Source organism: Lacinutrix iliipiscaria (genome assembly GCF_042686125.1).
GTDB classification, from domain to species: domain Bacteria; phylum Bacteroidota; class Bacteroidia; order Flavobacteriales; family Flavobacteriaceae; genus Oceanihabitans; species Oceanihabitans iliipiscarium.
Window position 1 is genome coordinate 501,472 of sequence record NZ_JBHUOV010000002.1, and the last position, 14,633, is coordinate 516,104.

Annotated in this window: 14 protein-coding genes; 5 read left to right on the forward strand and 9 right to left on the reverse strand. The window is 31.3% G+C overall.

Translation table 11 applies throughout. From position 1 onward, the window contains the following. Positions 1-19: 19 nt before the first annotated feature. From ACFS5M_RS09340 to ACFS5M_RS09360, 5 genes are read left to right on the forward strand one after another with little or no spacing between them, the layout of a single operon-like run. On the forward strand, positions 20-904 hold the full coding sequence (locus tag ACFS5M_RS09340) for an ion transporter (protein WP_183488150.1): 885 nt from the start codon (positions 20-22) through the stop codon (positions 902-904). Next, entirely contained in the window at positions 897-1,808 is a 912-nt protein-coding gene (gene miaA, locus ACFS5M_RS09345; protein ID WP_183488151.1) for a tRNA (adenosine(37)-N6)-dimethylallyltransferase MiaA, read from the forward strand. Before ACFS5M_RS09340 ends, miaA begins: the two co-directional genes overlap by 8 nt. Beyond that, complete coding sequence (locus ACFS5M_RS09350; protein WP_183488153.1) at positions 1,789-2,295, forward strand: YybH family protein; 507 nt, start codon at positions 1,789-1,791, stop codon at positions 2,293-2,295. The genes miaA and ACFS5M_RS09350 overlap by 20 nt, the downstream gene beginning before the upstream one ends. After that, positions 2,296-2,826, forward strand: coding sequence for a GNAT family N-acetyltransferase (locus ACFS5M_RS09355; RefSeq protein ID WP_183488154.1), 531 nt, complete (start codon positions 2,296-2,298; stop codon positions 2,824-2,826). 11 nt (positions 2,827-2,837) lie between these two features. After that, a complete protein-coding gene (locus tag ACFS5M_RS09360; RefSeq protein ID WP_183488156.1) occupies positions 2,838-3,350 on the forward strand; it encodes a nuclear transport factor 2 family protein in 513 nt (170 codons plus the stop codon). A 64-nt stretch (positions 3,351-3,414) separates the two neighbouring features. Here ACFS5M_RS09360 and ACFS5M_RS09365 read toward each other — a convergent pair whose 3' ends face one another. From ACFS5M_RS09365 to recN, 9 genes are all read right to left on the reverse strand, one after another. Further along, positions 3,415-4,125: a response regulator transcription factor gene (locus ACFS5M_RS09365; RefSeq protein WP_183488158.1), complete on the reverse strand. Its 711-nt coding sequence runs from the start codon at positions 4,123-4,125 to the stop codon at positions 3,415-3,417. A gap of 4 nt (positions 4,126-4,129) precedes the next feature. Beyond that, positions 4,130-5,701, reverse strand: a complete 1,572-nt coding sequence (locus ACFS5M_RS09370) for a sensor histidine kinase (protein WP_183488160.1) — start codon at positions 5,699-5,701, stop codon at positions 4,130-4,132. Between the two features lie 70 nt (positions 5,702-5,771). Further along, complete coding sequence (coaE, locus tag ACFS5M_RS09375; RefSeq protein ID WP_183488162.1) at positions 5,772-6,365, reverse strand: dephospho-CoA kinase; 594 nt, start codon at positions 6,363-6,365, stop codon at positions 5,772-5,774. Then, positions 6,362-7,327 carry a CdaR family protein gene (locus ACFS5M_RS09380; protein ID WP_183488163.1) on the reverse strand — a complete coding sequence of 322 codons (966 nt, stop codon included), beginning with the start codon at positions 7,325-7,327 and terminating at the stop codon, positions 6,362-6,364. Before ACFS5M_RS09380 ends, coaE begins: the two co-directional genes overlap by 4 nt. Then, a complete protein-coding gene (locus tag ACFS5M_RS09385; protein WP_183488165.1) occupies positions 7,324-8,331 on the reverse strand; it encodes a glycosyltransferase in 1,008 nt (335 codons plus the stop codon). The genes ACFS5M_RS09380 and ACFS5M_RS09385 overlap by 4 nt, the downstream gene beginning before the upstream one ends. A 74-nt stretch (positions 8,332-8,405) precedes the next feature. Further along, a complete protein-coding gene (locus ACFS5M_RS09390) occupies positions 8,406-9,944 on the reverse strand; it encodes a T9SS type A sorting domain-containing protein (protein WP_183488166.1) in 1,539 nt (512 codons plus the stop codon). 231 nt (positions 9,945-10,175) lie between these two features. Beyond that, positions 10,176-11,900, reverse strand: a complete 1,725-nt coding sequence (locus ACFS5M_RS09395; protein WP_183488167.1) for an FG-GAP-like repeat-containing protein — start codon at positions 11,898-11,900, stop codon at positions 10,176-10,178. A gap of 173 nt (positions 11,901-12,073) precedes the next feature. After that, a complete protein-coding gene (locus tag ACFS5M_RS09400; protein WP_183488168.1) occupies positions 12,074-12,892 on the reverse strand; it encodes an enoyl-ACP reductase FabI in 819 nt (272 codons plus the stop codon). 42 nt (positions 12,893-12,934) lie between these two features. After that, entirely contained in the window at positions 12,935-14,587 is a 1,653-nt protein-coding gene (gene recN / locus ACFS5M_RS09405; protein WP_183488169.1) for a DNA repair protein RecN, read from the reverse strand. Between the last annotated feature and the right edge of the window lie 46 nt (positions 14,588-14,633).

Genomic DNA, 14,633 nt, shown 5'->3' on the forward strand with positions numbered 1-14,633 from the left:
CTTTTCTTACATTTGATAAATGCCTGAAAAAAAACCACATAGTAACTGGAGAGCCAAAGTTCATGAAATAATTTATGAAGCTGATACACCTGCTGGAAAATTATTCGATATTATACTACTTGTCGCTATTTTGGCTAGTATACTATTAGTTATGCTCGAGAGTATTGAGTCGTTAGATGAAAAATACCATATGTTTTTTAATGTTTCAGAATGGGTTATTACCATTTTGTTTTCTATTGAATATATCTTACGTATTATTTCTGTTAAACAGCCAATTAAATACGTTACTAGCTTTTATGGTATCATAGATTTACTCTCAACAATTCCAAAATACCTTTCGTTAATATTTGTAGGAACACATGCGCTTGTGGCATTTAGAGCTATAAGACTATTACGAATCTTTAGAATTTTAAAATTGGTTCGGTTTTTATCAGCATCAAATCATTTAGCAACTGCTTTAAAAGCTAGTCGAGCTAAAATTTCTGTATTCATGCTAGCTGTACTAATTATTACCATTATTTTAGGTACTGTGATGTATTTAGTTGAAGGCAAAGATCACGGATTTGATAACATTCCTAAAAGCGTGTATTGGTGTATTGTAACACTAACAACTGTTGGTTTTGGAGATATCACACCACAAACACCTTTAGGCCAGATTATAGCTTCTTTGATTATGATTATGGGTTATGGTATTATTGCAGTTCCAACAGGAATTGTTTCTGCTGAATATACCAAGCATACTAAAGATGATGGTGCTCATGACAAGCATACAACCTCAGCCTTACCTCCTCATCCTAGTACAGTGAATACCAACTCACAATCTTGTGCAAATTGTCTCGCTTCAAACCATAAAGATGGTGCAGAATTTTGCTATAAATGTGGTTATCAACTGCATCATGACTAAGTTTTTAATTTCTATTGTTGGTCCAACAGCTATTGGTAAAACAGCGTTAAGTATCCAACTTGCAAATCATTTTAAAACTGAAATTATTTCCGCAGATTCTAGGCAATTTTTTAAAGAGATGCAAATCGGAACTGCAGCTCCTACCCTAGAAGAATTAAATCAAGCTAAGCATCACTTTATTCATCATAAATCGATAGAAGACGAATACAGTGTTGGAACTTTTGAAAAGGAAGCTACAAAAAAACTAGAAGAACTCTTTGAAAATCATGATGTCGTGATCATGGTTGGAGGTTCTGGTTTATATGTTGATGCTATCACTAAAGGCTTAGATTATTTTCCAGATGTTGATAAAAGTATTAGAGAACAGCTTAACAACCAACTTCTTAAACAAGGTATTGAATCATTACAAGAGCAATTAAAATTATTAGACAAAACCACTTATAACACCATTGCAATAGACAACCCTCAACGAGTTATTCGCGCATTAGAAGTCTGTATTGGCACTGGCAAACCCTATTCTTCATTTCTAAATAAAGAAAAAAACAATCGGTTTTTCAATACTTTAACCGTTGGCTTAACTGCAGAACGACCTGTTATTTATTCCCGAATAAATGAGCGCGTTGATATCATGATGAAAGATGGTTTATTAAACGAAGTCAAAGGCTTGATTAACTACAGCGACTTAAATGCCTTAAATACTGTTGGTTATAAAGAATTATTTGCTTATTTTAATGGTGAATCTACTTTAGATTTTGCGATTAGTGAAATTAAAAAGAATTCACGCAGATTTGCGAAACGCCAACTCACTTGGTTTAAAAGAAATGAAAATACGTTATGGTTTGACTATCAAACCCGTATTGATACAATAATTAAAAAAATAAGCGATGCTATTAAAAACACTTAAATTTAGTCTTATTTCTATTTTGGCTTTTCTAATCTTAACCTCTTGTAACACCAAAAAGAATGAAACTTCGGAAATTATAGACAATACAAAAAATGAAAGTCTTTTTATAGAAACCATGCAGAAGCATTTAGATGCTGTAACAAATAAAGATTTGGTCACCTTAAAAAGCACACTCTCTCCTAAAGGAAACATGCAACTTATTTTGCCTCAAACAAAAATCACGAATACTGTTGAAGAGTTTATGAAGTATCATGAAACTTGGTTTGCAATGGATAATTCATGGTCTTTTGAAACTAAAATTTTAAATACAGAAATTGGTCAAGATTATGGTATTGCGATTACAGAAATTGTTTATAGAGAACCTGAACGTGATGGGAAACCTTATTTTAATAGAATGTATGTAAGTTATGCATTACAGAAAATAGATCACTCTTGGTACATTATTAAAGATCATGCAAGTTCTATTGAAAAATCAACAGATGAATAAGTGCTAAGTACAAATGAAATACAAGTACGAGAAGCCACTCTTGATGATATTCCATTAATAGTAGATTATTGGATTAAGTCTTCAGACCAACATTTAGTAAATATGGGAGTAGATTTAAAAAAAATGCCAAACAAAGATGATCTTACTGAAGCGCTTACAAGTGCTGTTTCTACTAAAAAATCTTATGCGTTAATCTGGGAGTTTCAAAACGAAGCCATTGGTCATACAAATGCAAATAATATTATTGTTGGCGATTCTGCTTTTATGCATATTCATTTATGGAATAATCATAAAAGACAAAAAGGATTAGGAACAGAATTTATAAAAAAATCACTTCCACTCTACTTTCATAATTTACAACTAAAGACTTTGTATTGTGAACCTTACGCATTTAATGACGCTCCTAATAAAACATTAAAGCGTATTGGATTTAAGTTTGAAAAAACACATACAACAATTCCAGGAAGTATTAATTTTGAACAAGAAGTTAATCGTTGGAAAATAACTAAAGAGATGCTAAAAAACATTTAATACACCTAAAAATGAAAAAAATAATCCTTGTCATTGGTTTCTTATTTATGTCTTTAAACTTTAGCTTTTCGCAAGAATACAAGCACCTAAAAGAAATAAACACTCAAGTTTGGGACACCTTTACTAAAGCTTTTGAAACCTTTGACTACACCTTATTTTCTAGTATTCATAGTCCAAATTTAATCCGAATTTCTGGTGATGGCCAAACCATTAAACTCTTTTCTGAATATATTGAAGGCTATAACAACAGATGGTCTAACAAGAATGGCAAACAAACTATTTCTTTCCGATTTTTTGAACGTATAGCTAACGACGAATATGCTTCAGAACGTGGCATTTATAAGTTGATAGTAAATCATGGTACAGTTGACGAAAAAAGTTATTATGGTAAATTTCATGTGCTCATAAAACGAGAAGATAATCTCTGGAAACTTATTATGGATTATGACTCTAGTGAATTCAATACTATTAATGAAGCGTCATATAATAACGCTTATGCAATAGATGATTTTGAGAAATATTAAAACAAAAAAAAATCCAGCTTTTACACTGGATTCTTTATTAACACTTACTTCTAATTCTTAAGTTTTAAGCCTCAGCATTTACAACTAGCCTAAAGCCTTCACCATGAATATTGAGTATTTCTACATTGCCATCAAGTTTTAAGTACTTTCTTAATTTCGCAATATATACATCCATACTTCTAGATGTAAAATAATTATCGTCTCTCCATATCTTTGTTAATGCTAATTCTCTTGGCATTAAATCGTTTTCATGTAAAGCTAACAAACGTAACAATTCGTTTTCTTTCGGAGATAATTTGACTTGCTCTCCACCATTGTACGTTAAAAAACGAAGTTTTGAGTTTAAATGGAAACCACCAATTTCAAATTCAAATTGTTTACTATCTGCCACAGTATCTGTAGCCTTTCTTTGAATAATTGCTTTAATCTTCATTAAAAGCACTTCACTATCAAAAGGTTTATTTAAATAGTCGTCAGCTCCAACTTTATAGCCTTTAAGCACATCTTCTTTCATTGCTTTAGCTGTTAAGAAGATAATTGGAACATCAGAGTTTTTTTCACGTATTTCTTTAGCTAAAGTAAACCCATCTTTATAAGGCATCATGACATCTAAAATACATAAATCGAAATCATCTTTTTTGAATTTCTCAAAGCCTTCCATGCCATTTTTAGCATGAGTAACTTCGTAATCATTCATCATTAAATAATCTTTTAAAACTGTTCCAAAGTTTGGATCGTCTTCAACTAATAAAATTTTCTTTTGTTGTTCGTTCATAGCATTATGATATTAATGGAAGTCTAATCGTAAAAGTACTTCCTTTTTCTTTTTCACTTTCTACAGATACATAACCTTGATGGTCATCTACTATTCTTTTTACATAAGATAAACCTAGTCCATGACCTTTTACATTATGTATATTTCCTGTGTGTTCTCTATAAAATTTTTCGAAAACACGTTTTTGAGCAGCCTTGCTCATTCCACTTCCATGGTCTTGTATTTTCAACAGAATATTTTCTCCTACATTTTCTGTTGAAACTATTATTTCTGGTGCTTCTGGTGAATACTTAATCGCATTATCCAGAATATTCACTATAACATTTGTAAAGTGCATGTCGTTTGCTAAAACTGAAGATTTCTCGGCATTTAAATCTGTTTTAATAAATCCTTTTTTGTCTTCAACTATTAACTCTACATGCGTAATCGCATCTTCAATTAAGTCGTGCAACTCAACATTTTCCTTACTAATGTTTAACTCGTTTTTTTCAAGTTTAGATATTCTTAACACATTTTCTACTTGAGCATGCATGCGTTTATTCTCTTCTTTAATCATATTAAGATAACGAATTACTTTTTCCTTATCTTCAATGATTTTTGGATTCCTTATAGCATCTAAAGCCAAGTTTATTGTGGCGATAGGTGTTTTAAACTCATGCGTCATGTTATTGATGAAATCTGTTTTAATTTCAGATATTTGACGCTGTCTAAAAAGTTGCAATAGTGCACTAGAGTAAGCGATAATGATAATTGATGTGAATAAAACCGACAAAACAATCATCCCAATTATGGAAGACCAAATAAACTTGTTATGCTCAGGAAAGTTAACAAGTAATCTATAATTGTTTGCTCCAATTTCGTTGTCAAAAATAGGAACACCAAAAGTAGATGCCTTTTGCAATTCAAACTCTTCACTCTGCACTTTAGTGGCTAAATCATGATCGTATATTGCAAATTCGAAGTCTATATTTATATCAGCTTCACGCAGCTTTTTTTTAAGTAATCGCTGAATTTCTCGCTTTGAAACTCTTTTACGAATAGGAATTCTACTTGTTTCTATTTTATAAACCTCTTCGAAATTTAGTTTTTCTGCTTCAGTAAGTCGTCCAGAATTATATAAGCTATAAACAGGTTTTGATTTTAAATCTGTTTCTAGTGTATTGCTATTGTTATAGATTCTAGTTTCAGAATTACTTAAAATTCTTTTAATATTAATACTATCTAAACTTATGTCAAAGAGCGGAGAAATATTGTAATTTTCTTCAAGAATACCACTTTTATAAACTAAAGTTTCGTTGGTATCTCTATTTTGCTGAACAATAAATAAATTTGTTATGGCAACAGAATCTGCTTGTTTTTGTTGATCGACTAAACGCTGATACTTTCGAAAGTAACTTGTTAGTTCTCGATCTTCAATATTCTCTGATGTATTACTTAATGCTTTTTTTACATTATAAGTAAACTGTTCCTTTTCATTATCTACTGAATTTTTAATGTAATATGCTTGTACAGAAATAATTCCGATAAGAGATAAACTCATTAAAATTATCAGTAAGATGAATAACTTCTTGCTCATCTATTCAAAATTAACATTTTAACATATAGCAGTTGTATGATTTAACCTTACATTAACACAAATGTTAAAATCAAGAATCTCCAATAGCTATAAGTAATTGCTTATGAGTGGCCTGAACTTGTTGTATTGTGTTTTGAATCTCATCATTATGAATAACAAAATCTGATAGCACAATTTTTTTCTCATCTGGCCATTGGTTATTCATAATCGCCTCTATTTTAGACACAGTAGTTTGGTCTCTAAGAAGCAAACGTTCTATTCGTTTTTCTATTGTAGCAGTTACTGTGATTACATAATCGCATTGCTTATAACTTCCATTCTCAAATAAAATAGCGACTTCTTTAATCACATAAGGTGATTTTTGCTTAGCCATCCACCTAAGAAAATGTTTAGCAACTTTAGGATGCACTATTGCATTCATTTGTTGTAAATAAGCTTTGTCATTAAAAATCACTTGAGCTAAATAAGCTCTATTAAGCACATCATTTACATAAGCTTCTTCACCAAACAATGTTTTTAGTTTGCGCTTAATAACCTTAGAAGTATTCATCAATTTTTTAGCTTCATCATCTGCTATATAAATTGGCACGCCAAGTTTTTCAAACTGTTTTGCAACAGTCGTTTTACCACTACCAATTCCTCCTGTAAGCCCTACTACTTTCATTTTGTTATAATAAACTCTATTTGTTCTTCCTTAATTCTAGCATGTTTTACTTTTGTAGGTTTTTCTACAATTTGTGGTACTAAAAAAGATTGACCTTCTTCAATTTTGCTATAATCACAAATCACCTTAAACTGATTTTCTGATATGGTATTAAAATTTGCTAAGCTGGTATAATATGAAACATTTACAGCCTTCGGAAAATATTTTAAGGTCAAGTGGTTTGGAACGTTTATAATTTCAATAGGAATAGACAAAGTCCCTTCTGTGTGTTTTTCAATTTTAGCTGAAACATGTATCTTTTTTTGAGCGAATTTTAAATCGCTAAAAGCTTTAGGGATTTTTAAATCAACATGCTCTGAAATATCTTGTTTAATATCATTTAAGCTTAGCGTATCTGTTTTAATCACAGTTAATTTATCGAGTAAAGCTTGTGCTCCTATCACTTTAATAGAATCTGGCTTTAAATCAATTTGATCAGAAAGGTTATATCCTGGACTATAATTAAAATCAGATAACAATGTAATAGGAACCATTTTCACAGCACTTACATCGTAAGCAAACTCTAAACTATCTGGAACGATATTAAGAATCTCTATATTCTTATTAAACTGATTGCTTAAGGTTGCAAATGCTTTGCTTTTTGTCCATATATAAACCGAATCGGTTTTAACAATCTGCTTAGAAAAATCTATATTGAGTTTGGGCTTAGTAAAATGATACTTTAGTAACTCAAAACCATACGTTTTAATAGTAATTTGTAGTTTATGATTCGCATTATTTATAACCACTTCTTCTTCAGGAATATTAATTTTATTAAGTTCAAAAATAAAAGTATTCGTATAGTTTTTAGACAGTTTTGTTAATAATAAAATACCAAATGACAAAGCCAAGAACAATAGAAAAACATTTATTTTTCTAGTTTTTATTAATGACTGTATTCGAGATTTTATGTTTTTTATCATCTTTTATCAAAGAATAATTGAGGAAAATAATCTTCTGGATCTTTTTCTAATAAATTTATAATTATAGTAGATTTAAGAAATCCGTAACCATAAGCTATAAACTGAATACCAATGGCTAACAAAGAACTAAAAGCCACTACTATGTTTTTGGAACTGATTAAAGCCAAAACAAAGGCGACAACAAAGTATGAAATATACAACCATAAAAATACTTTAATCTTTAAAAAGAAAAGTGCTAAGGCTGCTAATAATCCCAAACAGAAAAAAGTTGGAAACCAATACGTGATTTTTTTAGATTTTGGATGCCATGCATTTAAAATGGGTCTTACTAAACCAAACTTATGCACTTGCGTATAAAATTTACTCCAAGAAATTCGCCTTTTATGGTAAACAAATGCCTTTGGAATAAGTTTCGTTTTATATCCTAGTTGCCATAATCGCAGTGACAAGTCTGGGTCCTCACCAGGATGAATTCTACCAAAACCTTTACTTTCAATAAATGCCTTTTTTGACATTCCCATATTAAAACTTCTAGGCTGAAACCTATCAATACTATTTTTATGTCCACGAATACCACCTGTCGTTATAAAAGAGGTCATCGCAAAATTTATGGCTTTTTGAAGGTTTGAGAATGATTCATGAGCAGCATCTGGACCACCAAAACAATCAACATAATCATCTTGAAGACTAGTGACAACTTCGTTTAAATACTGGTTTGGCAAAATACAATCACTATCTAAAATTATAAAGTAGTTTCCTTTAGCTTTTTCCATACCATAATTTCTAGAATCTCCTGGCCCAGAATTTGGTTTGAAAAAATAGGCTATATTAAGTTGGTCGCTATAGGCATCTACAATATCTTTTGAGGGTTGTGTTGAGCCATCTTCCACAATAACAATTTCAAAATCGGCTTCAGTTTTTAACTGAGTGAAGCTGTGCAATAATTCCTCAATTTCTTGTGGACGATTAAAGACAGGAACTATGAATGAAAACGCTATTTGCATAATACAAATGTAAATGAAACCCATAAAAAAAGCCACCTAAAAGGTGGCTTTTTAATTGTATAATAAAAACTAAATTAGTTCTTAAGGATTCTTACAGTTTCAGTAATACCTTCTATTGTAACTTTAACAAAGTAAGCACCTGATTGTAATTCTGACATATTAACATCTGTATTAACAGCATTAGGCTTCGAATTTAAAACTTGTTGCCCTAACATGTTATAAACAACTACATTTTGAATCTCTTTTTGAGCGTTCAATGCTAAGTTATTATTTACAGGGTTTGGATAGTAAGAAAAAGCTAATCCATTATCAAAATCTGTAGTCGATAATAACCCTTCAAAAACAGTAATATCGAAAGTTCCTTCAACACGTCTAGCAGAGGCACCATCGTTCCAAACTTGAACATAGTAAGTTGTTCCACCTGTTAAACCAGAAAGTTGTAACTCTTTTCCTCCAGGAGTTCCGTCACTTCCTGTTCCACCACCAACGGTCGCTCCAGAAGCACATCCTATTTCAGTACCACCACAAGCATCGTATACAGCGAACCATGCATTATCTGCAGTACCAAGAGTTGTTAAAATTGTAGCTTCACTAGTTGTTGCTTCAAAAGAGTACCATAAATCTGAAATCACTCCAAATTCATCACAAGAAGGATTTCCAACTGCAGCAGTTGCATTTGTATTATCACCAGTTTCAGCAACACCATAAGTTAATGCTATAGCACCAGAACAAAGATTATTTGATGGAGGCGTTACTGCAGGCTCACAAGTAATTGTTAAATTTCCTGTTCCAAAAGACACATTACCATCTCCACCTGGAGCAACACTATATCCACTTACGGCGATATAGTAAACTGTAGAACCATCAGATGTAAACTCTACTTGAGACGTAAAGCCAGCACAACCTGTAAAATCATCATTTGTAGCTTCACAAACTAAAGCTCCACATGCTCCAGTGTACACATATAATTTAGTATCGTAATCTGCATCACTACATGTAGATAAAGTAATTATTTCTGCACTACCACTACCTTGGTATGTGTACCATACATTAGGAGAAAAAGATTCTGTACCACAAGTTACTGCATTATCTAAAGTTGCTGTATTTGTATCAAAAGCAACAACATCATCACATGCTAAAGCAATAGCATCTACACATGCATCATTAGCTAACGGTGGCGCTAACGTTATCGTCCAATCAAAAGGGCCTTCTTCCCATTCATTAGACCATTCAATATAATAATCATTTCCATTAACCACAGGTATTGTTACACTAGAAGCATATGCATCTCCAGTACCCAAATCACAAAAATCATCATTTTGTCCAAGAATATTTAAAGATCCACAAGTCCCTTCTCCAATACTTAAATCGGTATCAGAACCCCCTCCACAAGCATCAACAGTTAATAAACCGTCAGATGTAGCTGTATAAACAAACCAAGCAGAATCAACTCCAGTAGGCGCCATTTCTGCACTACCAGTTCCTGTAGTAATTGTAGTACCAGTTGTTGTACCCTCCAAAACAGGAGTAGCAGTTCCACAAGTATCTTGAGCACTTACAATATTAGTAAATGCAAAAGCAATTGCAGTAAAAAGTAAAGTAATTTTTTTCATTATTAAATAAATTTTTAGTTAAATTAATTAAAGTTTAAGCTATAAAAATATTGATAATTAATGGATACTCAAATCTATAGCATCTCTTTATATTAATAATTAAGATATAATCGACAAAACGTATTATTTTACCGATAAAACACATGAAGTCGTAAGGGGTTTCTTAGATATTTTTTATTTTTTTCAACTTAGTAAATAAAAACAATAACAAAATTATAAGTGCTCATTAGGTTATTTTTTAATCATTTTAAAATATTCTATTTTATAATCAATAATCACTTTAACTAAATAAACTCCAGATTCAAGATGAGATACATTTATTTCTGTCATCATAAGGTTTGGTGAAAGACTATTCACTTTTTGACCAATACTATTAAAGATACTAATATGCTCAACCCTACTCTGTGCCTTTATGGTCAATTTATTTTGAACAGGATTAGGATAGTATTTAAAGCTTTCAAAAGAATTATTTTCTAAAGACAATGTTGAACCTTCAACAATAGTTATGGTTTCATTACTATTAACATTACTTAGTACATCTTCAATACCACTCAACCACGTTACTTTAATATAATCAATTTCTGTTTCAAGGCCCAAACCAAAAAATTCTGTTCCGGAGTTTTGAGCCAAATAGCCTTCACCACAATGTGTATATCGATACTGTTTATGACCATCTACAGATATTTCGATAGTTGCTCCTATACCATCTCTATTGCTCTGAACACCTTCTAATTTAACTTTAAGCCAATTATTCGTATGAGGGCTTTGGTTTTTCCACAGAAACAAATCATCATAACTCGAGTTATTTACAACGATTTCTGGATAGCCATCATTATCAACATCACCTATTGCATTAGAAAAACTAGCTCTTGTATCACCAGCAAATCCAGAATCATTAGAAATATTATACATTTCACTTCCTATATTTTCATAAAAAGCTGCTGATAAATAGTCATTAAAACTTCCATCAAACTCACCACTGACATATAAATCTAAATCCGTATCATTTTCAGCATCTAAAAAAACTGCTCCCCAACCAATACTATAAAACCCTGTTCCGGTGGACAAAGTTATGTCTGTAAATGTGCTTCCATCGCCATTATTTTTAAAAAAGACATTTCCAGAATAAGTATTAGTTACATAAATATCAAACCAGCCATCATTGTTAAAATCGCCAATAGTTGTTGTCATGGCATCGATAAAAATTCCTGTTCCAGACGTTGCACTAATATCTGTAAATGTACCATCACCATTATTTTTATATAAAAAATTTTGATTTGTGAATTTATCGCTTGAAATGTATAAATCTTGCCAACCATCATTATTAAAGTCAAAAAATGCAGAACAAAATGACATATGACTCCCATCGTCTATGCCTGCTAGTAGAGTAACATCTGTAAATGTGCCATCACCATTATTTTTAAAAAGAAAATTTTGCTGATCATCAAGCTGAGCTCTATTAGACACAAAAATATCCAGAAAGGAATCGTTATTATAATCGCCCCAAGAAGCTCCGTAGGATTGTAAATTAGTCGAAGGTAATCCAGAAGAAATAGTGATATCTTGAAAGACCAGATTTCCAGTATTTAAATATAATTTATTACCATTATTGTTAGATGTTACAAATAAATCCTTATCGCCATCATTGTCAATATCTACCCAATTAATTTGTTTTTGTTCATCTGTATTTATAGGTAAATCTATACTATTGTCTTCTACAAATGTTCCATTCTCGTTTTTAAAAAATCTAATTTTAGTGCCTTGTTCTGTTGCAATAGATATATCATCCCAACCATCATTATTATAGTCGTAAAATGACACGCCGTTCCCAAAGAAGGACAAGCCAGAATTTACTCCAATACCAAGAGCTTCTACTTGATTTTCAAAATTAATCTGAGAATAAAGCACTCCATAACTAACAAACATGAACAATGAAAACAAGTAGTTTTTAATCATAAGAACATTATTTATAAGTGGGAATTTATAAAAAAAACACGATTAATTACAAGTAAATATCACTTAATCAGATGTCTGGCAATATTCACATCATAAAAAGCCCGTTAATTATTAACGGGCTTTTATTCTTATTAAAATACTTTTCTAAGTATGTTATATAAAATTATGTCTATTTATTGATTATTCATAAACGTTTCCATGACTTCATTACTCACACCTACATTACTAAATCCGCCATCATGAAATAAGTTTTGCAACGTGACCTTTCTCGTAAGGTCGCTAAACATTGCTACAGTATAATTGGCACAATCTAAAGCTGTGGCATTACCTAATGGCGACATTTTATCTGCATAAGCAATAAATCCATCAAAACCTTTAACTCCAGATCCAGCAGTTGTAGGAGTTGGTGATTGAGAAATGGTATTCACGCGAACCGTTTTATCTTTACCAAAGAAATAGCCAAAACTGCGAGCAATACTTTCTAAATAAGCTTTATTATCTGCCATGTCATTATAATCTGGAAATACACGTTGAGCAGCCATGTAAGTAAGTCCGACGATACTTCCCCATGTATTCATTGCATCTTTTTTATAGAGTGTTTGCATCACTTTATGAAAAGACATTGCAGATATATCTGTGCCTTTTTGAGTCCAATCATAATTTTGGTTGGTATATGCGTTTCCTTTTCTAACATTTATAGACATTCCTATAGAATGCAGCACAAAATCTAATTTACCTCCTAAAATCTCCATCGATTTTTCAACAAGATTTTCTAGATCTTCTATTGAAGTCGCATCAGCTGGAATAATTTGCGAACCTGTCTTTTCTGCTAAGGCATTAATTTGTCCCATTCTTAGTGCAACAGGTGCATTTGTTAAGACAAAACTTCCTCCTTCTTCATGAACACGTTCTGCTGTTTTCCATGCAATAGAGTTTTCGTCTAATGCGCCAAAGATGATTCCTTTTTTCCCTTTTAATAAGTTATATGACATGTTATTTTGGTTTATTTCGTTGATTATTATTCAAATATACTATTAATTAAGCAACTGTTTTGCATGAGCAATTGCAGAATTTGAAATATTTATACCTCCAAGCATTTGCGCGATTTCAACAATGCGCTCATCATGATTCAGTTGCACTAAATTAGTAGTCGTGATTTCATTTACATCCTCTTTAAAAACTTTAAAATGCGTATGTCCTTTGGCCGCAATTTGAGGTAAATGAGTGATGGCAAACACTTGCATGCTTTGACTCATCTGTTGCATGATTTGAGCCATTTTATTAGAAATTTCGCCTGATACACCAGTGTCTATTTCATCAAACATTATGGTTGGAAGCTGAACATATTTAGCCAAAATAGATTTAATGGCTAACATAATTCTTGCTAACTCACCTCCTGAAGCTGCTTTTTTAAGCATATTAAACTGTCCGCCTTTATTAGCAGAGAACAAGAAATTTAATTCATCTTTACCGTTACTTAAGTATGTTTTTCCTAAAGTGACTTCGATTTTGAATTGTGCATTTGGCATTCCTAAATCAAGTAAAATACTTTCAAGTTGTTTTGTTAATTTCGGAATAGTTTTTATTCTGTTTTGATGAATGGTTTTAGATATAAGGTCTAATGCATTAACAATATGAGCTATTTCTTTTTGTTTACTCTGAATAGTTTCTTCAATATTTTCTGAAACTGAAACTTTTTCTGAAAGCTGATTTTTAATTGCAATTAATTCTGAAATATCTTGGACAGCATGCTTTTGCTTTAAATTATATAGTGTTTGCAGTTTTGTATTTACAGCTTCCAATCTGTTTGGGTTAACCTCAAGATTTTCTTGTAATGATTCAATTTCTGATGATGCGTCGTCCAATTCAATAAGACTACTGTTTACTCTTAAAAATAAATCTTGGTAACTATTAGAATAACTTGAGAGTTTTTGCAAGTTGTTTTTTAATTGAGTAAGTCTTTCTAAAATCCCTGAATTTTCATCTTGCAAAAGATGATGAGATTCAGAAAGCTTTTCCTTTATATCTTCAACATTATTTAAAGTTTCATATTCTTCTTCTAACGCTTCTAATTCGTCTTCTTTTAAATGTGCTTGTTCTAATTCATTTAATAAAAACGTGTTATAGTCGTGTTCTTTTATAGCTTCTGATTGAATATTAAATAGCTCTTGCAATTCTTTTTGATGCTTTTTATAATGGCTACGTTGAACTTGATACTCCTCTAAATGCATCGCATTATTAGCTAATGCATCTATAATTTGAAATTGAAATTCATCATCAACCAACTGCATGGTTTCATGTTGTGAATGAATATCGATTAGGTGTTTTCCTAAAGTTTGTAAGGTATTTAGATTAACTGGAGTGTCATTTACAAAAGCTCTAGATTTTCCAGAAGGTAATATCTCTCTTCTGATAATAGTTTGCTTTTCAAAGTCTAAATCTTCTGAAATAAAAAGAGGCTCTAATTTATAGTTTGAGATATCAAAAACAGCTTCAATAATACATTTTGTTTGTTTATTTTTTAAGCTATTTAAATCTGCGCGTTTTCCTAAAATTAATGATAAGCCACCAAGTAAAATAGATTTTCCTGCTCCTGTTTCTCCAGTAATAATGGCAAACCCTTGATTAAAATTGACTTGAAGTTGGTCAATTAATGCATAGTTTTTTATGGATAAAGCACTTAACATATGATATTAATATAAGGTATTTACCTAAAATAAAGTGATTGCTCAC

Excerpts from the sequence above, each read along its gene's own strand:
- ACFS5M_RS09350 (WP_183488153.1), top strand. The coding sequence starts at position 1,789 with ATGCTATTAAAAACACTTAAATTTAGTCTTATTTCTATTTTGGCTTTT.
- coaE (WP_183488162.1), bottom strand. The coding sequence starts at position 6,365 with ATGAAAGTAGTAGGGCTTACAGGAGGAATTGGTAGTGGTAAAACGACT.
- miaA (WP_183488151.1), top strand. The coding sequence starts at position 897 with ATGACTAAGTTTTTAATTTCTATTGTTGGTCCAACAGCTATTGGTAAA.
- ACFS5M_RS09365 (WP_183488158.1), bottom strand. The coding sequence starts at position 4,125 with ATGAACGAACAACAAAAGAAAATTTTATTAGTTGAAGACGATCCAAAC.
- ACFS5M_RS09385 (WP_183488165.1), bottom strand. The coding sequence starts at position 8,331 with ATGCAAATAGCGTTTTCATTCATAGTTCCTGTCTTTAATCGTCCACAA.
- ACFS5M_RS09390 (WP_183488166.1), bottom strand. The coding sequence starts at position 9,944 with ATGAAAAAAATTACTTTACTTTTTACTGCAATTGCTTTTGCATTTACT.
- ACFS5M_RS09400 (WP_183488168.1), bottom strand. The coding sequence starts at position 12,892 with ATGTCATATAACTTATTAAAAGGGAAAAAAGGAATCATCTTTGGCGCA.
- ACFS5M_RS09340 (WP_183488150.1), top strand. The coding sequence starts at position 20 with ATGCCTGAAAAAAAACCACATAGTAACTGGAGAGCCAAAGTTCATGAA.
- ACFS5M_RS09395 (WP_183488167.1), bottom strand. The coding sequence starts at position 11,900 with ATGATTAAAAACTACTTGTTTTCATTGTTCATGTTTGTTAGTTATGGA.
- ACFS5M_RS09360 (WP_183488156.1), top strand. The coding sequence starts at position 2,838 with ATGAAAAAAATAATCCTTGTCATTGGTTTCTTATTTATGTCTTTAAAC.
- recN (WP_183488169.1), bottom strand. The coding sequence starts at position 14,587 with ATGTTAAGTGCTTTATCCATAAAAAACTATGCATTAATTGACCAACTT.
- ACFS5M_RS09370 (WP_183488160.1), bottom strand. The coding sequence starts at position 5,701 with ATGAGCAAGAAGTTATTCATCTTACTGATAATTTTAATGAGTTTATCT.
- ACFS5M_RS09380 (WP_183488163.1), bottom strand. The coding sequence starts at position 7,327 with ATGATAAAAAACATAAAATCTCGAATACAGTCATTAATAAAAACTAGA.